The organism is Rhodococcus sp. 15-725-2-2b, from assembly GCF_002259075.1.
Lineage (GTDB): Bacteria > Actinomycetota > Actinomycetes > Mycobacteriales > Mycobacteriaceae > Rhodococcoides.
On the sequence record NZ_NPFL01000004.1, the window covers coordinates 458,000 to 482,476 of the forward strand.

At 65.4% G+C, this 24,477-nt stretch carries 23 protein-coding genes; 9 read left to right on the top strand and 14 right to left on the bottom strand.

Going from position 1 to position 24,477, the window contains the following annotated elements; all coding sequences use genetic code 11:
* Positions 1 to 26: 26 nt before the first annotated feature.
* From pstS to CH306_RS03985, 3 genes are all read right to left on the bottom strand, one after another.
* Positions 27 to 1,127 carry a phosphate ABC transporter substrate-binding protein PstS gene (gene pstS / locus CH306_RS03975; RefSeq protein WP_032395899.1) on the bottom strand — a complete coding sequence of 367 codons (1,101 nt, stop codon included), beginning with the start codon at positions 1,125 to 1,127 and terminating at the stop codon, positions 27 to 29.
* Positions 1,128 to 1,329: 202 nt separating this feature from the next.
* A complete protein-coding gene (gene mshD / locus CH306_RS03980; protein WP_094645708.1) occupies positions 1,330 to 2,235 on the bottom strand; it encodes a mycothiol synthase in 906 nt (301 codons plus the stop codon).
* On the bottom strand, positions 2,236 to 2,997 hold the full coding sequence (locus CH306_RS03985) for a winged helix-turn-helix transcriptional regulator (protein WP_032395901.1): 762 nt from the start codon (positions 2,995 to 2,997) through the stop codon (positions 2,236 to 2,238).
* Positions 2,998 to 3,127: 130 nt separating this feature from the next.
* Between CH306_RS03985 and CH306_RS03990 the strand changes: the two genes are divergently transcribed.
* The 5 genes from CH306_RS03990 (at position 3,128) to CH306_RS04010 (ending at position 6,245) form a co-directional block, all read left to right on the top strand.
* A complete protein-coding gene (locus CH306_RS03990) occupies positions 3,128 to 3,907 on the top strand; it encodes an LmeA family phospholipid-binding protein (protein ID WP_045196641.1) in 780 nt (259 codons plus the stop codon).
* Positions 3,904 to 4,323, top strand: a complete 420-nt coding sequence (locus tag CH306_RS03995) for a thioredoxin family protein (protein ID WP_094645709.1) — start codon at positions 3,904 to 3,906, stop codon at positions 4,321 to 4,323. Before CH306_RS03990 ends, CH306_RS03995 begins: the two co-directional genes overlap by 4 nt.
* 254 nt (positions 4,324 to 4,577) lie before the next feature.
* Complete coding sequence (locus CH306_RS04000; RefSeq protein WP_032396296.1) at positions 4,578 to 5,063, top strand: DUF4395 domain-containing protein; 486 nt, start codon at positions 4,578 to 4,580, stop codon at positions 5,061 to 5,063.
* A 38-nt stretch (positions 5,064 to 5,101) separates the two neighbouring features.
* Positions 5,102 to 5,938, top strand: coding sequence for a sulfurtransferase (locus tag CH306_RS04005; RefSeq protein WP_094645710.1), 837 nt, complete (start codon positions 5,102 to 5,104; stop codon positions 5,936 to 5,938).
* 1 nt (position 5,939) lies between these two features.
* Positions 5,940 to 6,245 carry a DUF1416 domain-containing protein gene (locus CH306_RS04010; protein WP_032395905.1) on the top strand — a complete coding sequence of 102 codons (306 nt, stop codon included), beginning with the start codon at positions 5,940 to 5,942 and terminating at the stop codon, positions 6,243 to 6,245.
* A gap of 78 nt (positions 6,246 to 6,323) precedes the next feature.
* Here the strand turns inward: CH306_RS04010 and CH306_RS04015 are convergent, their stop codons facing one another.
* Positions 6,324 to 7,778, bottom strand: coding sequence for a cutinase family protein (locus CH306_RS04015; protein WP_256981024.1), 1,455 nt, complete (start codon positions 7,776 to 7,778; stop codon positions 6,324 to 6,326).
* Between the two features lie 418 nt (positions 7,779 to 8,196).
* Between CH306_RS04015 and CH306_RS04020 the strand changes: the two genes are divergently transcribed.
* Positions 8,197 to 8,838 carry an FABP family protein gene (locus CH306_RS04020; protein WP_045200287.1) on the top strand — a complete coding sequence of 214 codons (642 nt, stop codon included), beginning with the start codon at positions 8,197 to 8,199 and terminating at the stop codon, positions 8,836 to 8,838.
* A 195-nt stretch (positions 8,839 to 9,033) separates the two neighbouring features.
* On the opposite strand, the gene CH306_RS04025 is transcribed toward CH306_RS04020, so the two are convergent.
* The 6 genes from CH306_RS04025 to CH306_RS04050 all read right to left on the bottom strand — a co-directional run bounded on the left by CH306_RS04025 (position 9,034) and on the right by CH306_RS04050 (position 17,232).
* Positions 9,034 to 10,620 (bottom strand): amino acid ABC transporter ATP-binding/permease protein, encoded by a 1,587-nt coding sequence (locus CH306_RS04025; protein WP_143545368.1) that lies wholly within the window; start codon positions 10,618 to 10,620, stop codon positions 9,034 to 9,036.
* Positions 10,613 to 12,304, bottom strand: a complete 1,692-nt coding sequence (gene cydD, locus CH306_RS04030; RefSeq protein ID WP_094645834.1) for a thiol reductant ABC exporter subunit CydD — start codon at positions 12,302 to 12,304, stop codon at positions 10,613 to 10,615. The genes CH306_RS04025 and cydD overlap by 8 nt, the downstream gene beginning before the upstream one ends.
* The gene (cydB, locus tag CH306_RS04035; protein ID WP_094645712.1) at positions 12,298 to 13,335 is read right to left on the bottom strand and encodes a cytochrome d ubiquinol oxidase subunit II; all 1,038 of its coding nucleotides are present in this window, start codon (positions 13,333 to 13,335) and stop codon (positions 12,298 to 12,300) included. Before cydB ends, cydD begins: the two co-directional genes overlap by 7 nt.
* A 9-nt stretch (positions 13,336 to 13,344) precedes the next feature.
* A complete protein-coding gene (locus tag CH306_RS04040) occupies positions 13,345 to 14,901 on the bottom strand; it encodes a cytochrome ubiquinol oxidase subunit I (protein ID WP_094628484.1) in 1,557 nt (518 codons plus the stop codon).
* 131 nt (positions 14,902 to 15,032) lie between these two features.
* Positions 15,033 to 15,899: an aminodeoxychorismate lyase gene (locus CH306_RS04045; protein WP_094645713.1), complete on the bottom strand. Its 867-nt coding sequence runs from the start codon at positions 15,897 to 15,899 to the stop codon at positions 15,033 to 15,035.
* A 34-nt stretch (positions 15,900 to 15,933) separates the two neighbouring features.
* Complete coding sequence (locus tag CH306_RS04050; RefSeq protein WP_094645714.1) at positions 15,934 to 17,232, bottom strand: dicarboxylate/amino acid:cation symporter; 1,299 nt, start codon at positions 17,230 to 17,232, stop codon at positions 15,934 to 15,936.
* 110 nt (positions 17,233 to 17,342) lie between these two features.
* Between CH306_RS04050 and ygfZ the strand changes: the two genes are divergently transcribed.
* From ygfZ to CH306_RS04065, 3 genes are all read left to right on the top strand, one after another.
* The gene (gene ygfZ, locus CH306_RS04055) at positions 17,343 to 18,464 is read left to right on the top strand and encodes a CAF17-like 4Fe-4S cluster assembly/insertion protein YgfZ (RefSeq protein ID WP_094645715.1); all 1,122 of its coding nucleotides are present in this window, start codon (positions 17,343 to 17,345) and stop codon (positions 18,462 to 18,464) included.
* Positions 18,461 to 19,099: an MOSC domain-containing protein gene (locus CH306_RS04060; RefSeq protein ID WP_094645716.1), complete on the top strand. Its 639-nt coding sequence runs from the start codon at positions 18,461 to 18,463 to the stop codon at positions 19,097 to 19,099. The genes ygfZ and CH306_RS04060 overlap by 4 nt, the downstream gene beginning before the upstream one ends.
* 248 nt (positions 19,100 to 19,347) lie before the next feature.
* Entirely contained in the window at positions 19,348 to 19,542 is a 195-nt protein-coding gene (locus tag CH306_RS04065) for a DUF3073 domain-containing protein (protein WP_082073787.1), read from the top strand.
* A 91-nt stretch (positions 19,543 to 19,633) separates the two neighbouring features.
* Here the strand turns inward: CH306_RS04065 and purM are convergent, their stop codons facing one another.
* The 4 genes from purM to CH306_RS04085 form a co-directional block, all read right to left on the bottom strand.
* The gene (gene purM / locus CH306_RS04070) at positions 19,634 to 20,734 is read right to left on the bottom strand and encodes a phosphoribosylformylglycinamidine cyclo-ligase (RefSeq protein ID WP_032376541.1); all 1,101 of its coding nucleotides are present in this window, start codon (positions 20,732 to 20,734) and stop codon (positions 19,634 to 19,636) included.
* An 86-nt stretch (positions 20,735 to 20,820) separates the two neighbouring features.
* Positions 20,821 to 22,458 (bottom strand): ABC transporter ATP-binding protein, encoded by a 1,638-nt coding sequence (locus tag CH306_RS04075; RefSeq protein ID WP_094645717.1) that lies wholly within the window; start codon positions 22,456 to 22,458, stop codon positions 20,821 to 20,823.
* Positions 22,455 to 23,423, bottom strand: coding sequence for an ABC transporter permease (locus tag CH306_RS04080; RefSeq protein WP_032395914.1), 969 nt, complete (start codon positions 23,421 to 23,423; stop codon positions 22,455 to 22,457). The genes CH306_RS04075 and CH306_RS04080 overlap by 4 nt, the downstream gene beginning before the upstream one ends.
* Positions 23,423 to 24,409, bottom strand: coding sequence for an ABC transporter permease (locus CH306_RS04085; RefSeq protein WP_045200293.1), 987 nt, complete (start codon positions 24,407 to 24,409; stop codon positions 23,423 to 23,425). Before CH306_RS04085 ends, CH306_RS04080 begins: the two co-directional genes overlap by 1 nt.
* Between the last annotated feature and the right edge of the window lie 68 nt (positions 24,410 to 24,477).

Genomic DNA, 24,477 nt, shown 5'->3' on the forward strand with positions numbered 1-24,477 from the left:
CCGAAGCAGGGTTACGTCTCATTGAATCAGGCGATTGCTTCGATAGCGGTGGTCAGACGCTCCTTGAAGGACTCGGGGAGCGGCACGTAGCCGGCTTCCTCGAGGCCCTGCTGACCCTCGTTGGCTGCGCTGAGCAGGAACGACTTGACTGCTGCCGAGGTCTCGGGGTCGTAGCCCGCCGAGCAGACGATCTCGTAGGTTGCGAGAACCAGCGGGTAGGTCTCGGCCTCGTTGCTGGCGTACAGCGCGTCGATGTCGATGACGAGGTCGTTGCCCTCGCCGGAGAACGTTGCCGCGTCGATGGCTGCGGCAGCCGACTCGGTGGTGAGCTCGACCGGTCCGTTGCCGAAGTCGACGGCAGCCGTGCCGAGGCTCTCCTGGTCGGCGAAGCCCTTCTCGACGTAGGTGACCGAGCCGGGGGTGGCCGCGACTGCCTGGGCCACGCCCGAGGATCCGTTGGCACCTTCGCCGACGCCGCCGGCCCAGTCGGAGCTGTGGTTCAGGGTCCACGCCTCGGGAGCCGAAGCGGCGAGGAAGCGCTGGAAGTTGTCGCTGGTGCCCGAGGAATCGGAGCGGTAGACGGGGGTGACCGCGGTGGCCGGCAGGTCGACGCCCTCGTTGAGTGCGGCGATGGCGGGATCGTTCCAGGTGGTGATCTGGCCGGTGAACATGCGCGCGATGACGTCCGGGTTCAGCGCGATGTTGTCGACGCCGTCGAGGTTGTAGGCCACGGCGACCGGTCCGAAGACCAGCGGAAGGTTCCACGCCGGGTTGCTGTCGCAGCGGGTGGCCGCCTCGACTGCCTGCTCGTCCTTGATCGCGGAGTCGGAGCCGGCGAAGTCGACCAGTCCGGCGACGAACTGTGTGCGGCCGTTACCCGAGCCGCTGGTGGTGTACTCGACTGCCTTGCCGGCACACACGCCGGAGTAGATCGAGGTGAAGTTGGACATGGCGTTCTGCTGCGCGGACGAGCCTTCGCCGGTCAGCGGGGATTTGCCCTCGCAGGTAGCCGAGGAGTCGGATGCGCCGTCCGTGGTGGCGACGTTGGCGTCGCTACCGCATGCGGTCAGCAACATGGCACTGATGGCCACTGCACTCATGAGAGCACCGTTGCGCTTGAGGTTCACCTGTTTCCTCCGGGGAATCTGTAGGCCGTGTCCACGGCTCGGACCTGAGCGGCCGCGCTGTGACTGTGTGGGTGCCGGCTCCGAAAGAAACCTCGCACCAGGCGACGTAGGTTGTCGCCCATCGAGAAAGGTAAGGGCAGGTGGTAGACGTTTACCCCCGCATAGGTGAACGGGAGATGAACACCGCAGTCGGTGTGTCCGTTCACGCACTGCGCGCGTAAGCGGCATCCACGTGGTAGTTCTCGAAGCCCAGCTTGGTGTACGTGTGCACGGCAGCGGTGTTGTCGGCCTCGACGTAGAGCATGATCTGGCCCAGTTCTCTGCTGCGTAGATAGTGCAGGCCGGCCAGCGTCAGCACCCGCCCCAGACCACGACCCTGCGACTGCGGGTCGATTCCGACCACGTACACCTCGCCGATGGCCGGTTCCACACCCTCGGCCCGGTGGACCTTCGTCCAGTGGAAACCGAGGAGGCGGTCACTGCCCTCCTCGAACGCCAGGAACAGGCCCGCCGGATCGAACCACGATTCTTCTCGTCGTGCGTCGATGTCACGATCGGTCCAGCCACCCTGTTCGGGATGCCACGAGAAGGCCGCATTGTTCACGCGCAGCAGCTCGGCGTCGTCCTGATGCCCCCGGTAGGTTCGGAGCGAAATACCCTCTGGCACAACAACATCCGGAAGATCGGGATGCCCGGACGAGCGACGCATCTGGAGCAACTCGCGAACGACCTGCAGCCCGAGCGCCGCAGCGACGGACCGTGCGGCGGGCAGATTGCCGTGCGCCCAGATACGGGTATCGGAGCCGACATCGAGTGCGTGAGAAACCAATTCGCGCCCGACACCGTGACCGCGGAAGGAAGGGTCGACGACGGCCTCGGCCATCCCGTCGGCGATTCCGACGTAGCCCACCACACGATCGCCCTCGGTCGCGACGAACCGAACGACCTCGTCACCGTCGTCGACGGCCTTCACGGCCTGCTCCGACAACGGCGCAGTGCCGTCGGCTTCCGTTGCGCGCGAAAGGATTCGATGAATCTCGTAGGAAACTCGGGAAGACGGTGCTCCGCCGTCGATCGAATGGACGTCGAAGGCAGGATCCGAACTCATCTACGAGAGAGTACTCTCTTGCTCGAACTCGAAATCCGCATCGTCGGAATCCCCGCCGGCAGCATCCGATGCCACTGGTCCACCCTTGGCATTGCGCGCCGGACGAACAGCCTTGTATCCCACGTTCCGCACGGTTCCGATGAGCGACTCGTACTCGGTACCGAGCTTGGCGCGGAGGCGTCGAACATGGACGTCGACGGTGCGTGTACCACCGAAGAAGTCGTAGCCCCACACTTCCTGCAGGAGCTGGGCGCGAGTGAAGACCCGACCCGCATGCTGAGCCAGATACTTCAGCAGCTCGAATTCCTTGTAGGTCAGATCGAGCGGACGGCCTCGTAGACGCGCGGTGTACGTGCCTTCGTCGATGACCAGTTCGCCGAGCGTGATCTTGCCCGAGGTCTCCGGGCTGGCAACTCCCCCGCTACGGCCGACCAGCAACCGCAGCCGAGCGTCGAGCTCCGCGGGGCCGGTGCCGGGGAGCAGGATGTCGTCGAGGCCCCAGTCGGAGTTCACCGCGACGAGTCCGCCCTCGGTGAGAACTGCCACGACGGGGATGGCCGATCCGGTACTCCCCAGCAGGCGACACAGACCACGAGCAGCAGCGAGATCGGTGCGCGCGTCGACCAATGCGATATCTGCCGAACCGGCTTCGAGAAGCGAGGACACCTCGGTGGGCACCGGGCGTACGTGATGCGCCAGGAGAGCGAGGGACGGCAGAACGCCCTCCGGATGGGGATCGGAGGTCAGTAGTAGGAGCTCCACTGCGTCTCCATTCTTACTGCTGGCCGGTCCAGCCCAGGCTGGATTGGAGTGATCGTCAAGGACACAGACTAGCTTGTCCGTACAACCGGCCGAAGAGGGCAGTACGCGATCCGTCGGTCACAATGGACCCGTGCGCACACTTCTCATCGGACTCGCCAGCCTGCTGGCCCTCGCGCTCGTGGTCGATTTCGGCGCAGCGGCCTACTCGGAGTACCGGGTCTCCCGCGCGATCCGAGCGGGCGGTGAGCTCACCTCGGACCCTCAGGTGATCGTGCACGGATTCCCGTTCCTCACCCAGGCGGCGGACGGCCGCTATCAGAACATCGAGATCCGAGCGCAGGACGTGCCGACCGACTACGTCGGCTCGACGACGATCGAGGCCAATCTCCGCGGCGTGCACATCGCGCTGTCCGACCTGATCGACAACAACGTTCGAGCGATCCCGGTGGACGAGCTCGACGGCCGCGTCCGTATCGAGGCGACGGACCTCGGCCGGTTCCTCGGCATCGTCGACCTGCAGGTTTCCGCCCCGCCGGCCGACAAGTCGGACGGTACCGGCGGTTCCGGTGGGTCGGGCAAGACCACGACCGGTGGCGTCGTGCTGACCGGAACGGTTCCGGTCGGCCCCCTCGAGACGACGGTGAGCGTCAAGGCCGATCTGTTGCTCGAAGGTGACAGCGTCGCCATCGTGGCGTCGGACTTCTATTTCGGCCCGGAGGGTCAGGCAGATTTCTCGATCCCCGATTTCGCCGAGCCCACGGTGCTGGGACTGTTCACCAAGACCATCGAGCGTCAGAGCCTGCCCTTCGGGCTCCTCCCGACCGACGTCTACGCGGAGGGCTCGCAGATCGTCATCGAAGGGTCGGGCGAGAACGTGACCATCGACCTCAACGAGATCGAGAAGCCGTGACAGGGATCACAGTTCTGGTCGTCGTGGCGATACTGGCCGTCGCCACCGGATTGTTTCTCCGCAGCCGATCGGGTGCAGTGCGGGCAGTGCGTACCACCGAATCCGAGACCGACGCTCTGTACCCACTTCTGCTCGACGCGGGTGCCGCGACCGACTCCGCGACGGTGCTGCACTTCTCGGCGGACTGGTGCGGGCCGTGCGCAGCTGTGCGACGCGTCGTCGGGCAGGTGTTGGAAGGGCGAAACGACGCCCGGGAACTCGAACTCGACATCGACGCCCATCCGATCCTCGCCCGCGAGCTGGGCGTGCTGTCACTGCCCACGACGTTCGTCCTCGACAGCGCATTGCAACGGCGCTCCAGAATCGCGGGGGTGCCGTCCGCGGCGGCGCTACGGTCCGCGCTCGACAACCTCTGACCGACCCTCCCGAGACCGACGGTAGGACCCGACGCTGGTAGCGGGTAGGATGCTCTTCGTGTTCTCCCGCCGCGAGCTGATGCTCACCAGTCGACGCACAGTTGATCTGTGTCGACTGGGCGGTTGTTGCTGTCGCTGCTGCTGATTTCCTTCTGCCGCCACGCCCATGCGTGATGTCCGGCCCGATGATCGAAATCCACGTCCGAGCACTGCCCATGCTGGCGTGCCCCGGCCTCGCACAGGAGTACATCTCGATGTCGACACCCGACACCAGAACCACCACCGACACCACCGTCGACCAGGTCGATGTTCGCGGACCGCGCTTCGCCGCGTGGATCACCACCGCCGTCCTGGTCCTCGTTCTCGTCCTCACCACGTTCTCGGTCCCCGCGGCGGCAATCCTGCTCGGGCTACAGGCGATCGTGTTCGGAATCGGAGCCGTCCGCGGACCCAAGCACAGTCCGTACGGCACGATCTACGCGACATTCGTCGCACCGAGGCTGTCCCCCACCAGTGAACGCGAGCCGGTGGCACCGTTGAAGTTCGCTCAACTGGTGGGCTTCGTGTTCGCCGCCGTCGGAGTTCTCGGCTTCGCGCTCGGCGCTCCCGTCGTCGGCACCGTGGCCACGGGCTTCGCGTTGTTCGCGGCCTTCCTCAACGCCGCATTCGCGGTATGCCTCGGCTGCATGATCTACCCCCTCGCTGCGCGACTGCGCACCACCTCGCGCACCACTGCTTGACCTACACCGATCCATAGAGAAACACCGAAAGGAACACCATGGCTCGCTCCGACGTCCTGGTCTCTGCCGACTGGGCCGAGCAGAACCTGAACGCACCGAAGACCGTCTTCGTCGAGGTCGACGAAGACGCAAGCGCCTACGACGGCGGACACATCGAAGGTGCGATCAAGCTCGACTGGCGCAAGGACCTGCAGGACCCGGTTCGCCGCGACTTCCTGAACCAGGAACAGTTCTCGGACCTGCTGTCGGCCAAGGGCATCAGCAACGACGACACCGTCGTCCTGTACGGCGGAAACAACAACTGGTTCGCCGCCTACGCCTACTGGTACTTCAAGCTGTACGGACACAAGGACGTCAAGCTCATCGACGGTGGCCGCAAGAAGTGGGAGCTCGACGGCCGCGCGCTGTCCAAGGACGTCGTCAGCCGTGAGACCACGCAGTACCGAGCCGAGGCACCCGACCTGTCGATCCGCGCGTTCCGCGACGAGGTCATCGACGCCATCGGCAACAAGAACCTGATCGACGTGCGTTCGCCCGACGAGTTCTCGGGCAAGATCCTCGCCCCGGCTCACCTTCCGCAGGAACAGGCGCAGCAGCGTGGCCACGTGCCGTCTGCGATCAACATCCCGTGGAGCACGACTGCCAACGAGGACGGCACGTTCAAGTCCGACGAAGCGCTCGAAGAGCTGTACAAGACCAAGGGCTACGACGACAGCAAGGCCACCATCGCCTACTGCCGCATCGGCGAGCGTTCGAGCCATACCTGGTTCGTCCTCAAGGAGCTTCTGGGCAAGGAAGACGTCAAGAACTACGACGGCAGCTGGGTCGAATACGGCTCTCTCGTCGGAGCACCCATCGAGCTGGAGGTTCGCTGATATGTGTGGAGCACCCGTGCAAGGCCAGACCATCCCCGCAGGCGTCGACGTCGAGAAGGAGACGGTCATCACCGGCCGCGTCCTCGCAGGCGACGGTGAGCCCGTAGCCGGGGCTTTCGTGCGTCTGCTCGACGGCAGCGGCGAATTCACCGCAGAGGTCGTCGCGTCGGGTACCGGAGACTTCCGGTTCTTCGCCGCCCCCGGACAGTGGACGCTGCGTGCTCTGTCGGCATCGGGCAACGGCGACACCGTCATCGCTCCCGACGGCGCAGGCGTGCACTCGGCGAACGTCACCGTCGGAGTCTGATTCCGCCCGTTCGTATCTCACGAGAAAACCCCCGCACCTGCTCGCAGGTGCGGGGGTTTTTCGCTCTTCCGGAGGCCTCTAGTTGGGAACGGGTGCCGGGGCCGCCGGATCGGGAACCGTCGAGTACTGCGGCGGGAACATCCCTTCCGGTACCGGGATTCCCTGGGACTCGAGGAACGCGCCGAGATCGCTGATCTGGGTGACCGTCCCCGGCTCCGGCAGCAATCGAGGTTCGGCCGGGGCCTCGGCGGGCGGGTCCTGCGGTGCGGCGGTGTCGGGAGCAGGTGCTTGTTTCTTCTCGCGCTCGGTGCGGGCGAGGTCCGTCACCCACGCGACGATCTTCTCGCTCTCCCACTCGTAACCGTCGTTGGGGTCGTTGTACCAGTACGACAGGTGCTGCAGGAATCCGAGCAGCAGGTACGGCCCGAGTACGACGTCGGCGATGCCCTTGTTGTTCTCGACCATTCCTTCGCCCTCGGCGCGCAGCTTGGCCTCGACGGTGTCCGCACCCGGCCCGAGTGCCCAGTTGAGGTCGGCGAGCAGCTGGTCGGGGGACAGAGCCGCCACCGCCTTGGCGTCATCGACCTGATACTGCTGGTCGGACACCTTCACCAGGACCTGTAGCAGCGTTTCGTCCGATTCGAGCCACGACTTGTTCGTCGCGATGTCGACGATCGCACGAGTGGCGATCGTGGCCACCGTCCGGGCGAAATCGGCCACCGTCTGAACGGGGTTGAGCAGGGTGAAGCGCATCTGGCCCAGAACCCCCAGGGCCAGCTGCAGCAGTTCGATCTTGTCGGGCGCATCGCACGAGAGATCCCAAGGTCGGCACGACCAGGTGACCTTGTCGGTCAACGTTCCGTAGTCCCGTGGCGACTGGTCCATGAATCCACCGAGCGACTCGCCGGGCTCGTCGTCGAAATTCGGCACCCCGGCCGGCCGGTACGGCGATCCGACCATCATCACTCCGGCGATGTCGTCGGCGGTGACCAGCGCGTCGGGATTGCGGTGGCCGATCTCGACGGCCATCCGGTCGAGTATCTCGCCGCCGACGCTGTACCCGACCAGAACGAACTTCGTCCTGTCACCGCACTTGGTCTTGTACTCGTCCATCAGACGATTCGTCGACGCGATGCCTTCGGCGATGGTGTTCTGATAGGTCGAAACGTCGTCGAGCACACCGACGCCGTACGTCGATGCGTAGGGAACGTACAGCCAGCCGACCGTGCCTGGGCTGCCTGCATTGACCTCACCGGTGGGAACCGTGACGTTGCCGACCCAGTTCGACGCCACGGTCGACGATTCCTCGTTCAGAGGATTGCGCCCCGAATCCGAGTCGGTGGCACCGGACACGGCGAGCATCAACACATCCGGGCAGTCCTGCGCGTAATTGTTGGGGTCGATGTTCGGGCCCTGCGACGACCCGAAGTCGGACGAGCCGGCATCCGCCGATCCCGAATCCGGGGCGGCGAGCGCGGCTGCCGGTGCGGCAAGAGCCAACGCCAGTGCACACACCGCGGATTTGAACGACACGGATCCGAACGACGATGTCCGTTTACGACGCAGCATTGTTACGGAGACCTCCCCAGCCTTCGACAGAACACAGTGAAAAACGTCGAGCCCTCGCCCTCGAGCACCCGACGCCCCCCGAAGAAGGTACCTGCTCGCCGGGCTTTCTCCATCAATACGAGTGATCCAGCGCACTGACGGCCCCGAAGTTGGGTAGATGTCACCAAGGACACAGCCCGGATTCGGGCCGCTGTTCTCGACGACGATCGCAGCGGGTTAAACTCGCTCTCGTGGTCATCTTCTTCGAGGTATTGCTGGCGCTTGCGGCAGTAGCCATCATCGCGTTCTCGCTGTATGTCGTCTACCGACTGGTCAACGACGAATCGTGACAGAACCGGTTGCGGGTCGACCCGGCAGTGCTGACGAGGGGCTCGATACCCCCATCACCAGTGGCGACGAAGCAATAGCGGCTGCCGAGCAGAAGTTCGCCGACGCGTCGACGCGGAACGTTCCGGTCCTGCCGGACATCCCGCATCCCGACGACACGGCCAACCTCCGCCTCGGCCCCGATCTGCACCCGTCGATGCTCGCTCTGTTGCCTCTCGTCGGCGTGTGGCGCGGTGAAGGCGAAGGACACGACCCCGAGTCCGGTACCGACTACCCCTTCGGTCAGCAGATCGTCGTCACCCACGACGGCGGTAGCTACCTGAGCTGGGAATCACGTTCGTGGCGACTCGATTCCGACGGTAACTTCGCACACCCCGATCTCCGCGAAACCGGGTTCTGGCGCATGAGCGGTGGCAACGGGCTCAAGGGTTCCGAGGACGAAGAGGTCGTCGAGCTGTTGCTGACACACAGCACCGGCGTCGTCGAACTGTATTACGGCCATGCACTCACCAAGTCGTCCTGGGAACTGGCCACCGATGTCGTCATCCGTAGCACATCGGGTGCGTTGGTCGGAGGGGCCAAGCGGCTCTACGGCATTGTCGAAGGCGGGGATCTCGCGTACGTCGAAGAACGAGTCGTCGCCGACGGCCCATTGGCACCGCGGTTGTCCGCGCGCCTGACTCGTTACATCGGCTGACTCTTCAGCACTACCCACTGCACCCGAACGGCCCCCGAGCCATACCTGATGTCAGGTCCCGACCGGACAGGTCGGGGGCTCGGGGGCCGGGTAGCTGTCTGGGATTCGCTTGCCGCTCGCGCGGTCTTCGCAGTGAATCCGTCAGCGATTGCGGCTAGCTGACAGCCACCTCACGCGTCCTAGAGTTCATCAACTTCAGACCACCTCCTCTCTCGTGTACTTCACAACGTACGCCCGAGTTTCCGAGTCGGCAAAGAGTTTTTTCGCACTGTCCGAGCCGAGGTCGATCACCTGGTCGGCGTCGGTGCGCTCCGGCAGTTGATGGGTGACGACCACCACTGTTCGGTCGGCTCCGAACAATCCTCCGTCCGTGGTGAGCAGCTGGCGCAGTATCGATTCGCCGGAGATTCGGTCCAGGTGCTCGGTCGGTTCGTCGAGCAGCACGATCGGTGCCGTGCTGAGCACAGCCCGCGCGAGCAGCAGTCTGCGGCGCTCTCCCCCGGAGACGGCCTGTGCGCCGCCCACCAGGGTGGTGTGGACTCCGAGCGGCAGAGCGTCGAGCCATGGACCGAGGCCGACTTTCTGCAGTGCCCTGATTGCTTCCTGTTCGTCCACGTCGCCGCGCACCACCCGCAGGTTTTCCAGAATCGAGGTGTCGAACAGGTGCGCGTCCTCGGCGAACAGCGCTGCCTCCGAACCGCATTCCTCGGCGAACTCCCGCAGCATCGTGCTCTTGCCCGATCCGCTGGGTCCGATCAGTGCGCTTCGCGCAGTGGTGCGGTCGAGTGCCTCAGAGGGCACATGACCACGCCACTGCGGCGGAGCCGCATCGAGCATGGCGAGGATTCGAGTTGCGGCGATTCGTCCACGCATCAGGGCGACTGCCGCTCCGGGCAGTGCCGCCGTCGCTTCGAAGGCGGCCAGCGGAACCAGCACGACGATGGCCAGGGCCATCGGTGTCATGCCACCTGCGGTGCCTCCGGTCGGTCCGTACAGCCCGATGCCGACGAGCAAGGACCCGATCACCGATGCACCGATCGACAGCGGACCGGCGGCATCGGCCAGCGCCGACGGTCGTGCCGCCCGGTCGCGTGCGAGAACCGAGTCCTGAGCTGCCCCATGGGCTTCGGTGAGCGTCGCATCGAGTCGTCCGGCGACCCGCAGCTCTGCGGCGTGGTCGAGTGCCCGAACGGCCGTCTCGGTGAACCGCGCGTCGGCGTCGACTCCGGCCTCTTCGGCGACCCGTGCCGACCGCGCCGCCAGGATCGGTGCGCCCACCCCCGCGATCAGCAAGGACACCGCCAGGATCGACGCGGCGGCAGGCGCGATAGCGGCGACCAGTCCTACGGCTGCGAGCATCATCACGACGCTGACGCAGATGGGAACGATCGCGCGTACGACGACGTCGCCGAGCACGTCGACGTCCGCCCCGGTGCGAGCCAGGACGTCACCGCGCCGCAGAGTGAGCGCGCCCTGCCCGTTCGCCAGTCGTTCGTAGATCCTCGTGCGCGCTGCCGTCGTACCGCGCAGGGCCGCGTCGTGTGTGGTCAATCGTTCGAGATAGCGAAACACCCCGCGGGAGATGCCCAATGCACGAACGGCCACCACTGCGACGGTCAGATCCAGCACCGGAGGCATCTGCCACGCTCGGGTGATCAACCATGCCGACAGTGCGGCGAGAGCCAGTGCGCTGCCGAGAGTTGCCACGCCTGCGGCCACGGCCAGTGCCACCCGCCGTGGGGAGAGCTCGAACAGGGCCAGCGCGCGTCGTAGATCAGACATGATCGAACTCCCGTGCCACCGCTGAGCTGCTTCGCACCTCGACGACGCGGTCTGCGGCGTGCAGTACCGAGCGCCGGTGACCGACCATCACCACGGTGACCCCGCGATCGGCCGCATCTCGAAGGGCCTGCAGCACAGTCCGTTCGCTCGCCGCATCCAGGTGCGCCGTGGGCTCGTCCAGCACCATCACCGGAGCAGCGGAGACGAACGTTCGGGTCAGGGCCAGACATTGCAGCTCGCCGAGCGAAAGACCGACTCCACCCTGACCGACGCGAGTGTTCCAGCCGTTCGGGTGCTCTCGCAGTACGGCATCGAATCCCGAAGCGCGGCAGGCCGCGTCCAGTGCGGCGGCGTCGGGCACGCCGTGGAGGGTGACGTTCTCGTGGAGCGTGCCGGGAAGCAGTATCGGCCGCTGCGGAAGCCAGGCGACCTGTGCCCACCATCGGTCGAGATCGAGATCGACCACGGGCACACCGCCGACCAGAACCGCGCCGCTCGTGGGCGTCGTGAGTCCCAGAACCGCGTGCAGTGCAGTCGATTTACCCGAGCCGTTGGGCCCGGTCAGTACCGTGATGGTGCCCGGGCGGCACAGCGCACTCAACTGGGCCGGAGCGTCGCCGTCCCGGCTCGCGACGGTGAGTCCGGCGAGTTCGATGTTCGCGGTCGCAGCGTCGACGGTCCGGCGGCCGATCGGCTGTGTCGTACGCCTGTCCAGGACTCGGAAGGCGCGCTCCGCGGCCTCGACGCCGTCCTCTGCTGCGTGGAACTGGGTCCCCACGGCGCGCAGCGGGAAGTACACCTCGGGCGCCAGGATCAACGCGATGATGCCCGCTTCGAGAGTCATCTCGCCGAAGACCAATCGCAATCCGATGCCGACGGCCACGAGCGCGACACACAGGGTCGCGAGCAACTCGAGCACCATCGACGACAGGAAGGCGATCTTCAACGCGCGCATGGTGGTTCGTCGGTGCGCGTCGCCCAGTGCGCGGATGCGAGCGGCCGGTCCGTGTTCGCGACGCAGCGCGCGCAAGGTCGGCAGGCCGGCCAGAAGATCGAGCAACTGCGCAGACAGCCTGGTCATCGTGGTCAGCGTCGCCGCGGCTCGGCCCTTGGTCAGCAACCCGATCAGAATCATGAAGATCGGAATGAGCGGCAAGGTCACCGCGATGACCACCGCCGACGTCACGTCCTGGGTGACGATGACGATCAGAACCAGCGGAGTGACGATGGCCGCGGACACCAGCGCCGGCAGGTATCCGGTCAGGTACGCCCGCAGACCCCCGATTGCTCGGGTCACGACGACGACCAATTCTTCCCGCTCGCGGTCGAGCTCGCGAGGCTCGAATCGCGTTGCTGCAGTGAGCACCTCCACTTCCAGCTCGGCCACCACACGTGACGCCGACCGGTGCGCGTAGCGGGACTGAGCTCCGGTTGCGAGCACACGGACGGCCACTGCGCCCGCCAGCACCGCCAGTTCCGTCGTCCAGGCGGACAGCGATCTGGCCGTCGGTTCGGTGATGACCCCTGCCAGCACAGTTCCGATTGTCAACGCGCTCACGATGATGCAGAGCGTGACGACGGTCGACAGAGCAACCGTGACGATCAGGTAGCCCCGCGCGGATCGAGAGTACTTCCACAGTCGGGGATCGACCGGTCCCCGCGTGCGAGCGGAGGCGGTCACGATTTCACCGTCAGTCCGATCGAGTCCGGGATGTGGGCACTCGAAATGCGTTGGCGGAAGACCCAGTACGTCCACCCCTGGTATCCGATGACGACGGGTGCGGCGAATGCTGCGGCCCAGGTCATCACTTTCAGTGTGTACGGGCTGGACGACGCGTTCGCGATGGTGAGATCGAAGGCGGCATCCGTTCTGGACGGCATGACGTTCGGGAACAGGGAGGCGAACAGCAGCACCACAACCGCAACGATGGCAATGCTGGTGAACACGAAGGCCCAGCCTTCGCGCACTCTCGCCGTCAGCGCGACGACGAGGAGCAGGGCCACCGCTGCCACGCCGACGAGTACCCAGGTCCATGTCTTGCCGTAGGCGAGTTGGGTCCACACAGCGAATGATCCGCCGACGAGAACTGCCGGAATAGCCAGTCGCGCTGCAATTTTCACCGAGTCCTCGTGCACGTCTCCCGAGGTCTTGAGTGCGATGAACACCGCGCCGTGCAGCGCGAACACCAGTGCCATCGTGGCTCCGCCGAGCAGTGCATAGGGGTTGAGCAGATCGAAGAAGCCGGCGGTGACCTTCTTGTTCTCGTCGATGGCGACGCCGCGCACGATGTTGGCGAAGGCAACGCCCCACAGCACCGCCGGTACCCACGAGCCGATACCGATGCCGATGTCGCAGCGCCTGCGCCACACCGGATCGTCGATCTTGCCACGCCATTCGATGGCGCAGATGCGCAGGATCAGTGCCACCAGGATCAGCAGCAGCGGGAGGTAGAAGCCGGAGAACAATGTTGCGTACCACTCGGGGAACGCTGCGAACAGCGCGCCGCCTGCGGTGATGAGCCAGACTTCGTTGCCGTCCCAGACCGGGCCGATCGTGTTCAGTACGGTGCGTCGACGCTTCTCCCCCGTGGCGGAATCGGGGTGCCGCCCGAGAATGGGCATGAGCATTCCGACGCCGAAGTCGAACCCTTCGAGCACGAAGTAGCCGACGAAGAAGAAGCCGATGACGAAGAACCAGAATTCGGGCAGTGACATTGCTATCCCCTAGTAGGCGAACGAGAGCTGTTTGGGCTCTTCGTCTTCCGATTCCGGTGGGTCGACGTGCGGATGCGCGTCGTGTTCGAGAGGCCCTTCGACCACGTAGCGTCGGAGCAGGTAGAACCACACACCACCGAGAGCGGCATAGAGCAGTGTGAACGTCACCAGTGAGGCGAGAACGAGGCCGACGGGGTGGTCCGAGACACCTTGGTCGACGGTGAGCCGAATCTGATCGACGCCGGACAGGTTGGGTGCGACGACCCATGGCTGGCGGCCCATTTCGGTGAAGATCCAACCGGCGCTGTTCGCCAGGAACGGCGTCGGAATGGCCAGCAGTGACAACCGCGAGAACCACTTCTGGTCGGGAATCCGGCCACCCCGAGTGACCCACAGTCCCGCGATCGCGAGCAGTGCCGAGCCTGCGGCCAGTCCGATCATCATCCTGAATGCCCAGTAGGTGACGAACAGGTTGGGCTTGTAGTTGCCCGGGCCGAACTGCTGCTCGTACTGCTCCTGCAGTTGGTTGACTCCCTGCACGGTGGCACCGAAGTCGTTCTCCGCCAGGAACGAGGTGAGACCGGGGATCGAGATGAGGTGGACCACGGACTCGCAGTTGTTGTGGGTGCCCACGGTCAGGAGCGAGAAACTGGCTCCGGTCTCGGTGTCGCACAACGATTCTGCGGATGCCATCTTCATCGGTTGTTGCTCGAACATGAGCTTGCCCTGGATGTCTCCGGTGATGGCGAGGGCGCCGCCCGCGACGATCATGACGATGAAGGACATGCGCGCTGCCGACCTGAACATCGAACGCGAGTCGGTGGCCGGGAGCGGAGCCTGCGCAGTGACCCCATCGGCAGGGAGCGGAGCCTGCGCAGCGACCCCGGTGGCCGGGGCCGGGAGCGTGTCGAACTCGTTCTCGGTCTTCGCTTTACGAGCCTCGCGGACCATCCACCAGCCGGAGATGCCTGCGACGAAGGTCGCGGCGGTGAGGAACGCTCCGGCCACGGCGTGTGGAAATGCTGCCAGTGCAGTGTTGTTGGTGAGCAGTGCCCAGATGTCGGTCAGTTCGGCGCGGCCGGTCTCTTCGTTGTAGATCGCGCCGACGGGATGCTGCATCCAGGAATTGGCGGCGATGATGAAGTACGCCGAGGCGTTGACGCCGATGGCGACGAGCCAGATCGTGGCCAGGTGAACGAGTTTGGGGAGTCTGCTCCATCCGAATATCCACAGTCCGAGGAACGTGGATTCGAGGAAGAAGGCGACGAGGCCTTCGAGTGCGAGCGGAGCGCCGAACACGTCACCGACGAAGCGGGAGTATTCGCTCCAGTTCATGCCGAATTGGAATTCCTGGACGATGCCGGTGGCGACGCCGAGGGCGAAGTTGATGAGGAAGAGCTTGCCGAAGAACTTGGTCAGTCGGTACCAGGAGTCCTTGCCGGTGATCACCCACATGGTCTGCATGGCAGCCACCATCGGAGCGAGGCCGATCGTGAGGGGAACGAGTATGAAGTGGTAGACGGTGGTGATACCGAACTGCCATCGTGAGACATCCAAGGCGTCCATCAAGGCTCCGAACTCTTCCACCCGTACTGTGACGGGTAACACCGCAGGTCAGGGCGTTGGCCCGCGACGAATTCGACAGTACTACTACGAGTAGTAGTAGGGAAGAGTCCTTCGGCAGAGTCGTTGGACTCCTACCGAGTTTCGGCCGTCTCAACGGCGGCATCGACCATCGATCGAACGTCGTCGGTGTGCCGCCGAGTGCCCAGCGGGACGCCGTTCATCGTCGTGACCCGCGCGGCGAGAGTGACGCTCGAGACCAGCCAAACACCATCTGCAGCAATGAGATCCGCCGGATACAGGTGTCCGCGTTCGCACGTCCAACCGGCGGACTCGGCTACGGAGAACAACCCGGCAACCGTGGTTCCGGCCAGGATGCCCTGCTCGACCGACGGTGTGACGAGAGTCTTACCGCGCGCGAGCACCACCGTCGAGCGCGGACCTTCGAGCACCCGCCCCTCGCTGCTGAGATAGATGACGTCGTCGACGCCCTGAGCGGTCGCGTGCCGGAGCGCGGCCATGTTGGTCGCGTACGACAACGTCTTGGCCCCCGCGAGCTGCCACGGCGCTCGGGACGAGAAGTCCACCGAGTAGCCGCGGTCGAGCGTGATCACCGACACCCCGTCGGTGCGCGCGGCTCTCACTCGCTCGGGCAGCGCTCCCACCGTCACGTACGCGGTGGGGTCACCGCCGCCCTCGCGTCCGCGGCTGAGAACCAGACGCAGGACTGCCTCGTCCTCGGACTCTCGCGCCCACAGGCCGACGGACTGTTCGATGACGGCGCGCCACTGGTCGAGATCGGGAATGGGCAGGTCCAGTGCCTTCGCGGACGCCACCAGCCGAGCCAGATGCAACTCGACCGCACACGCCGCGCCGTCGCGCACGAGCAGCGTCTCGAACACCCCGTCGCCGCGCACCGCGGCCAGATCGTCGGCGAACAGCAACGGCCGATTCGCGTCGTGCACCCGGCCGTCCAACGTCACCACTACCGACTCCGACATGCCCGTCACCCTAGAGGGGAGCGGACGCGTTCGATCAATCCGCTCGGTCGGCCGCCGCCATCGCGTCGGCGTACTCGTCGAGGTCGAGATCCTCGGCGACGACGACCTTGGTGCCGTTGTAGACCTCGCGGTCGATCTCGTCGTCGGCGTTGGCGACGAGCATGGCGACGAACGTGTCTCCGTTGACGTTGAGGAACGTACGGAAGATTCCGGCGAACCAGTCGACGGCGATCAACAGGCCGACGGCCTCGAACGGTAGGTCGAGCGAGGTCGCGAGGAACATCGCGACGACGGGGAATCCGCCGGGCACGGTGATGGTGCCCATGTTGAGCAGAACCGCCAGACCCATGCCGAGCACGATCTGCCCGAGACTCAACTCGATGTTGCCTGCCTGCGCGAGGAACATCACCACGATCATGTAGTTGAGAACGGCACCGTACGAGCCCATGGTGAGCCCGATCGACAGCGTGAAGTTGGCGACCTTCTGGCTGACGCCGACCTTCTCGACGGTGTTGCGCAGCACCGTGGGGAAGGTGACGGCCGAGCTCGTGGTCGTCACTGCGACGGCCGTCTGCTCGGTGAGCTTGCTGGGCAGCTTCCACGGGTTCAATCGGGTTCGCATCGTCACGACCACGACGAAGAGCGCGAACAGAATCAGCACCCCGAGGAGCGTGGTGCCGAGGTAGCTCAGTGCGGTGGAGACCACGGAGAACCCGACGTCTCCGGCCAGCGCGGCGAGCAGACAGAACACACCGACCGGGGCGATGACCATGACGAGCCGGATCATCGTCAGGACGATCTGCTGAATCTGGTCCATGAACGAGAGCACCTGGGTGTTGCCGGTCTTGGTGATGTGGCTGCGCAGCGCGATACCGAAGAGCAGCGAGAAGACGATGATCGGCACCATCGTCGCCGTCGACATGGCGTCGAACACGTTGGTGCTGACGAAGTTGAGCAACGTGTCCTGCCAGCCGAGCGCCTCACCCGCCGATTCCTTGAGCGACGGATCGAGCTGCTGGGTGAACACCATGCCCGCGCCCGGGCGAACGATGCTGCTCAGCACCCAGGCCAGCACGGCCGCGACCACCGAGAACCCGATCATCCACTTGAAGGTGCGGAAGGCGATCCTGCCGGTTCCCGCTCCTGCCATCGATCCGGTGGCGACGATGACCGAGGCCATCACCAGCGGGACGATCGACATCTGGATCAGTCGGATGAACAGATCGCCGATGAACTTCAGGTTCGCGGCCCACTCGCCGACCACCAACCCGAACACGATGCCGCCGATCGCGGCGAGGCCGATCTGCGCGGCTGGATGCGCCAGTTTCTTCATGGATCGACACGGTAGGTAGGCGCCGTCGCGGTGCCGTGTCGTCGCCGTTTCGGGGGTGTAAAGGGACCGGTCATCGAGTTGCCTCGCCGACGGGCTCCTACTATGGAGCTGTGTCCGACACAGTCACGATCAGCCCGAGTCCACTTCTGACACTTCCCGGCGCAGTGCCCTCCCCCGACGACAGCGTCGATGCCGGGGTGGCCTGGCACTACGGCAATCCGTTCGGTGAACAACGCAACGCGGTCAGCGGCGCTGCCGTCATCGATCGGTCCCACCGCTTCGTCCTCGCCATCAGCGGAGACGAGCGCCTGAGTTGGTTGAACACCATCTCGAGCCAACTCGTGACGAACCTGGCCGACGGCAGCTCGGCCGAGAATCTCAGTCTCGACGTCAACGGCCGCATCGAGCATCACTTCGTGCAGACCGACCTGGCCGGCGTCACGTACATCGACACCGAGCGCACAGCCGGCCCGGATCTGCTCTCGTTTCTGAAGAAGATGGTGTTCTGGGCCAAGGCCGAACCCCGCCAGGCCGACGAACTCGCCGTTCTCACCGTCCTCGGATCCGACGCGTCCTCGGTGCTCGGCAAGGCCGACCTGCCTGCTCCGACCGAGATGTACGGTGCTTCGCCGATCGACGGCGGCGGTTTCGTTCGACGGATGCCCTGGCCTGGCAAGAATTCGTACGACGTGGTGATCCCCCGCGAGAACATCACCGACTGGTTCGTCCGGCTGCGCGACGCCGGAGCCGCTCCCGCCGGAACCTGGGCGTTCGACGCGTTGCGCGTGGAATCGTTGCGTCCACGCGTAGGAGTGGACACCGACGAGAAGACCATCCCGCACGAGGTTCGCTGGATCGGCAGCGCCGCCGAGTTCGGCGCGGTGCATCTGGAGAAGGGCTGCTACCGCGGGCAGGAGACCGTCTCCCGCGTGCACAATCTCGGTCGCCCGCCGCGGCACCTGGTGCTGCTGCATCTCGACGGTTCTGCGGACGGTCGGCCCGGCACCGGCGATCCGGTCACCGCGGGCGGACGCTCCGTCGGCCGCCTCGGTACCGTCATCGATCACTTCGAGCTGGGGCCGATCGCACTGGCTCTGCTCAAGCGGACCGTTCCGGTCGATACCGCCCTCGAGGCGGGTCCGTGTGCGGCGTCGATCGATCCCGATTCGATCCCGTCGTACGACGACGTCCAGGCCGGTCGCGCTGCGGTGGACCGCCTGCGCGGCCGGTGATCGGCACCGTTCTCGCTGTCTGCGTTGTGCACGCCGATGTTCCGTTCGGACGCCGCGCGGTGGTCGACAGTGGCATCGACAAACGGCCCGTCGACGGGCCGGTGGACGTCCACGAGCTCGGCATCGGTGGTGATCACTGCCGCGACACGAAGTTCCACGGCGGACTCGATCAGGCCGTCTATGCCTACGACGAGGACGAGGCGAGGTACTGGGCCGATCAGCTGGGCACGCCCGTTCCTCCCGGACGTTTCGGTGAGAACCTGCGGACCACCGGTGTCCCGGTGACCGATGCGGTGATCGGCTCGCGGTGGCGAGTGGGCAGTGTGGAGTTGGAGGTGACGATCGCCCGCAAGCCCTGCGGAACGTTCGCACGGTGGATGGGCGAGCCCGGTTGGATCCGTCGCTTCACCGCGCGCGGTGATGTGGGTGCGTATCTCCGAGTGCTCGAACCCGGGATCTTCGGCGGTGGTGACGCCGTGACCGTGACGTCGGTCCCCGAGCACGGGGTGACGGTGCGGATGCTGTTCGAGGGGAGGGATCACGCAGCGATGCAGACTCTGCTGGACGCGCCGGGATTGGCACCGAAGGTGTACCGCGACGCCGCTGCAGCGCTCGAATCGTTGCGGAGACCATGACGCGCAGCACTACCGATTTCGTGTCGCAGAACGAAGATAGTTTGCCTCTGCACGGATATGCGCAGGTACAGGCGGCATCGACCCCCGGCCCGGGCGTGTCGCATCACCATGCGCGCCCCCAACACGTGGTGCCGTATGCGCATCGCAGCGATTCGCGCGCTAGAGTGTGTGCCAGGAAGAAATACCAACTCTAACGGGGCCGCCAAATTTCCCCAGGCCGCCCCGCAAGTCCGCGAGGGGGCACCGCCATGGGCCGAGGCAGGGCTAAGGCAAAGCAGACAAAGGTCGCTCGTGAGCTCAAGTACAGCTCGCCGACAACGGACTTGGAGAGTCTGCAAAGAGAGCTCTCCGGTGGTTCGTCCAACTCCCATCGTGGCATCCACTCTGACTCGGATGTGCATTCCCGAGTCGAGGAAGACGAGTACGAGGACTGGCGACGCTAGTACTGTGCACGACAACGACTGAGGGGGAGCCGCACAGCGGCTCCCCCTCACTTGTTCGCCCGATGTTCGGACGATCAGAACCTTGCCGCGGTCAGAACCGCGGATGGTTACCCAGCAGCAACGCACGCTCGTCGGCGACGTCCTTACCGGTCGCCTTCTTCACCGTGCCGAGAGTCCAGCAGTCGATGTGGCGTGCGGTCAGCACCGCGAGTGCTCGGTCGACGTCCTCGGGTGCCACGATGGCCACCATGCCGACACCCATGTTGAACGTCTGCTCCATCTCGGCCCGCTCGACGCGTCCGCGCTGAGCGATCAGCGAGAAGATCGGAGCCGGGCTCCAGGTGGTGCGGTCGAGTTCGGCGACCAGACCCTCGGGCATGACCCGTGAGAGGTTGTTCGCCAGTCCGCCGCCGGTCACGTGGCAGAACGTGCGGACGTCGGTCTCGGCTGCGAGCGCGAGGCAGTCCTTGGCGTAGATCTTGGTGGGTTCGAGCAGTTCCTCACCGAGCGTGCGGCCGAATTCCTCGACGTGTCCGCCGAGATCCATGTGGTTGATCTCGAGCAGCACCTTGCGGGCGAGGGAGTAGCCGTTGGAGTGCAGACCCGACGAGCCCATGCCGATGACGACGTCACCGGGACGCACCCGCTCGGGTCCGAGGATCGAATCCGCCTCGACGACGCCGATGCCGGTGGCCGAGAGGTCGTAATCGCCGTCGGCCATCAGTCCCGGGTGCTCGGCCGTCTCGCCGCCGAGCAATGCGCAGCCGGCGATGATGCAGCCTTCTGCGATGCCCTTGACCAGCTCGGCGACCTGCTCGGGAACGACGCGGCCCACGGCGATGTAGTCCTGCAGGAACAACGGCTCGGCACCACAGACGACGAGATCGTCCACGACCATGGCCACGAGGTCGAGGCCGAGGGTGTCGTGCTTGCCGAGGGCCTGCGCGACGGCGACCTTGGTGCCGACGCCGTCGGTCGAGGCCGCAAGGACCGGCTCGCGGTAGTCGCCCTTGAGTGCGAAGAGACCGGCGAAACCGCCGAGACCGCCCATCACCTCGGGCCTACTGGCCTTCTTGGCGAGCGGCGCGAACAGCTGCACTGCTCGGTCTCCTGCGGCGATGTCGACCCCGGCCGCCGCGTAGGAGGCACCGCCCGAGTGAGTTGCGCTCGTGGGTTGGGATTCCTCGGTCATTCGGCTCCAGCCTGTGTACTAGTTCATGTCAGCGCCCGGTTCGGCGCGGCCCCAACGGTACCGGAGTGCCCGGTCAGGAGAAGAACTCACGTGTGCAGGCGCTTGCCGGGAATCGCAGCCAACAGCTTCTTCGTGTAGTCCGCCTCCGGGGATCGCAGAATCTTCCACGGTGTTCCCTCTTCGACGATTCCCCCGTTGCGCAGCACCACCACCCGATGCGCGACGCGGTCCACCACGGCGAGATCGTGACTGATGAACAGGCACGCGAAACCGAATTCCTGCTGTAGCGCCTCGAACAGGTCCAGCACCGCTGCCTGCACCGAGACGTCGAGCGCACTGGTCGGCTCGTCCGCCACCACCAGATCCGGACCGAGCACCAGTGCCCGCGCCAGGCTGACGCGTTGCCGCTGCCCACCGGAGAGCTCGTGTGGGTAGCGCTTGTCGGTGCCCGACGGCAGTTGCACGGCGTCGAGCAGTTCGGTGGTCCTCGCGGCGATCGCATCCGTGGAGCCGTACTTGTGCACGATCATCGGCTCGGCGATGCATTGCCCGACGGTCAGTCGCGGATTCAGTGACGCCGACGGGTCCTGGAAGACGAAGCCGAATCGCTTGCGCAGCGGCTTGAGCTTGCGTTCGCTCACGCCTGCGATGTTCTGTCCCATCACCGTCACGCTGCCACTCGTCGGCTTCTGCAGTGCTGCAACACATCTGCCGATCGTGGACTTGCCCGAGCCGGATTCTCCCACCAGTCCGAGGGTTTCGCCGCGGTGGATGGTCAGCGAGACATCGTCGACGGCCCTGAACGCAGGTGAGCCGACGCCGCCGGAGAACTGCACCACCAGACGCGAGACGTCGAGTACCGGTTCACCCGAGGTGTCGACCGTCTTGTCGGACTCCACCGCGGCCAGTGTGGGCACCGCGGCCAGCAGCTTCTTGGTGTAATCGTCCGCGGGTGCGTCGAAGAGCTGCGCCACCGGGGCCTCCTCGACGACGCGACCGTTCTGCATGACGACGACGCGGTCCGCCAGATCCGAGACGACGCCCATGCTGTGGGTGATCAGCACGATCGCGCAGCCGAGCCGGTCCTTGAGATCGCGGAGCAACTCCAGGATCTCGGCCTGCACCGTGACATCGAGGGCGGTGGTCGGCTCGTCGGCGATGATGACCTTCGCCTCGCACGAGATGGCGATCGCGATCATGACGCGTTGCTTCTGCCCGCCCGAGAGCTCGTGCGGGTAGTACGAGAACCGCTGCTCGGGACTGGGCAGACCCACCATCGACAGCAGTTCGATGGCTCGCGTCTTGGCGTCCTTGGCCGACATCCGCTTACCGTCCGCGCCTGTGTGCGCACGCAGCGCCTCGACGATCTGATATCCGATGGTGAACAGCGGATCGAGAGCGCTACCCGGTTCCTGGAACACCATCGAAATCTTGTTGCCGCGCAACTGCGCCCACGCCTTGTTGCTCAGCGTCGTCACGTCCTGGCCACCGAGAACCACGTGTCCCTCGACGCGTGCGGTGTCGGGTAGCAGTCCGATGGCGGACCGGACGCTGACGGATTTGCCCGATCCGGACTCACCCACCACAGCCAGGACCTCGCCGGGATACACCTCGAACGAGACCTCGGTGACGGCGTCGACTTCGCCGGCATCGGTGGCGAACGTGACGGACAGCGACTTCACCGACAGTGCGGACTCGCGTGGAGTCACAACGCTCGATGTCATACCTTCACCGCCTTCTTGAACTTCTTGCGGGTGCGCAGCAGCGGATTGAGTGTCTCGCTTGCGCTTTCGCCCACCATGGTCAGGCCGAGCACCACGAGCACGATGCCCAGGCCGGGGAACACCGACGTCCACCAGATGCCATTGGAGATGTCCGGCAGCGCCTTGTTGATGTCGTAGCCCCACTCCGAGGCGGAGGTGGGTTCGATACCGAAGCCGAGGAATCCGAGCCCGGCGAGGGTCAGGATGGCCTCGGCACCGTTGAGGGTGATGATGACCGGCAGTGTCTGCACCACGTTGGCGAGGATGTGCCGGAACAGGATTCGTGGAGTACCGGCCCCGGTGACCCGGGCGGCGTCCACGTACGGTTCGGTCTTGACCGCCACCGTGGCGTTGCGTACCACGCGGAAGTACTGCGGCACGAAGATCGCCGTGATGGCGATTGCCGCGGACGCGATACCGCCGAAACTGGACGACTGTCCGCCTGCGACGACGATCGAGATGACCACCGCGAGGAGCAGCGACGGAAAGGCGTACATCGCGTCCATGAACAGTACGAGGACGCGATCGAACCAACGGCCGATGTAGCCCGAGGCCAGGCCGAGCGGAACACCGATGATCAGCGAGAGCACCAACGACGATGCGATCACCATCAATGCTGTTCTCGCACCGTAGATCACGCGGGAGAACACGTCCTCGCCGCGGACCGACGTGCCGAACCAATGCTGCGCGGACGGAGCCGCCTGGCGGGCGAAATCCTGCCCGGCGTCGCTGGTCTGCGAGAACCCGTACGGCGCGAGGAGCGGAGCGAACACTGCGGCGACAACGAACCCGACCATCAGGGCCAACCCGACGATCAGGGTGACGCGTTGCAGCCCCGACGTGGACTTGACGAACGCGACGCCCGGAAATCCTCGGCGGTGCGGACGGGTGGGAGGGACGTCGGACAGCACGACTTCGGTGCTCATCAGAACCTCACTCTCGGGTCGATGAGTGCGACGATCGCGTCGGTGACGAAGCTGACGACGGCGACCACCACGGCCAGGAACGTCACGATGCCCTGCACCGCAACGAAATCGCGGGCCTGCAGGTACCGGGCGAGTTCGTAGCCCAGGCCCTGCCACTCGAAGGTCGTCTCGGTCAGCACAGCCCCGCCGAGCAGTACGGCGATCTGCAGGCCGATGACGGTGACGATGGGAATCATGGCGTTACGGAACGCATGCCGTCGCGTCACCGTGCCCTCGCTCAATCCGCGAGCGCGTGCGGCGTCGACGAAGGGTGCCTGCAGGGTCTGGATCAGGTTGACGCGCACCAGCCTCAGGAACACTCCGGCCGTCAGCAGACCCAGAGCGAGTGCGGGAAGTACCGCATGCTCGAGCACGTCCACGGTGTAGCTCGTCTCTCCGTAGAGGAACGAATCGACGATGAGGATGTTGGTCTTGGGCGAGACGTTCTGCAGTGCCAGTTCCACGTTCGTGCTGGCTCGTCCGGCCACCGGCAGCCAGCCGAGCTTGACCGCGAACAGCAGTTTGAGCAGCATGCCGACGAAGAACACCGGTGCCGCATACGCCAGGATCGCGAAGATCCGCAGCGAGGCGTCACCGAATCGGTCCCGATGGGTGGCGGCGAAGAAGCCGAGCGGGATGCCGACCGCGAAGGCGACCAGCAGTGCCCAGAACGCCAATTCCAGTGTCGCAGCACCGTTGACGAGCAGAACGTCACTGATCGCGCGATTGTCGGTGGCCGAGCGGCCGAAATCGCCGCGCAGCAATCCGGTCAGGTACTCCCAGTACTGCGTCAGGATCGGCCGGTCGTAGCCGGCTTCGGCCTTGCGCTGGGCGATCTGTTCGGCGGGAAGGCGGCCGCCGAGGGCGGCGGTGATCGGATCACCGATCACACGCATGAGAAAGAAGACGACGGTGACGAGAATCCAGGCAGTCGGAATGATCAGCAGAAATCTGACCCCGAGATAGCGGGCGAGCGCGCCGTACCGTGACGGCGCGCTCGCCTGCTGCGCTTGCT

What these genes read in the sequence shown, in the direction of transcription:
- CH306_RS04040 (WP_094628484.1), bottom strand. Translation starts at nt 14,901, where the DNA reads ATGGACGCCTTGGATGTCTCACGATGGCAGTTCGGTATCACCACCGTC.
- purM (WP_032376541.1), bottom strand. Translation starts at nt 20,734, where the DNA reads ATGACCGAGGAATCCCAACCCACGAGCGCAACTCACTCGGGCGGTGCC.
- CH306_RS04050 (WP_094645714.1), bottom strand. Translation starts at nt 17,232, where the DNA reads ATGAAGAAACTGGCGCATCCAGCCGCGCAGATCGGCCTCGCCGCGATC.
- CH306_RS04065 (WP_082073787.1), top strand. Translation starts at nt 19,348, where the DNA reads ATGGGCCGAGGCAGGGCTAAGGCAAAGCAGACAAAGGTCGCTCGTGAG.
- cydB (WP_094645712.1), bottom strand. Translation starts at nt 13,335, where the DNA reads ATGTCACTGCCCGAATTCTGGTTCTTCGTCATCGGCTTCTTCTTCGTC.
- mshD (WP_094645708.1), bottom strand. Translation starts at nt 2,235, where the DNA reads ATGAGTTCGGATCCTGCCTTCGACGTCCATTCGATCGACGGCGGAGCA.
- CH306_RS04025 (WP_143545368.1), bottom strand. Translation starts at nt 10,620, where the DNA reads ATGTCTGATCTACGACGCGCGCTGGCCCTGTTCGAGCTCTCCCCACGG.
- CH306_RS04080 (WP_032395914.1), bottom strand. Translation starts at nt 23,423, where the DNA reads ATGAGCACCGAAGTCGTGCTGTCCGACGTCCCTCCCACCCGTCCGCAC.
- CH306_RS04000 (WP_032396296.1), top strand. Translation starts at nt 4,578, where the DNA reads ATGTCGACACCCGACACCAGAACCACCACCGACACCACCGTCGACCAG.
- CH306_RS04075 (WP_094645717.1), bottom strand. Translation starts at nt 22,458, where the DNA reads ATGACATCGAGCGTTGTGACTCCACGCGAGTCCGCACTGTCGGTGAAG.
- CH306_RS04010 (WP_032395905.1), top strand. Translation starts at nt 5,940, where the DNA reads ATGTGTGGAGCACCCGTGCAAGGCCAGACCATCCCCGCAGGCGTCGAC.
- CH306_RS04005 (WP_094645710.1), top strand. Translation starts at nt 5,102, where the DNA reads ATGGCTCGCTCCGACGTCCTGGTCTCTGCCGACTGGGCCGAGCAGAAC.
- CH306_RS04045 (WP_094645713.1), bottom strand. Translation starts at nt 15,899, where the DNA reads ATGTCGGAGTCGGTAGTGGTGACGTTGGACGGCCGGGTGCACGACGCG.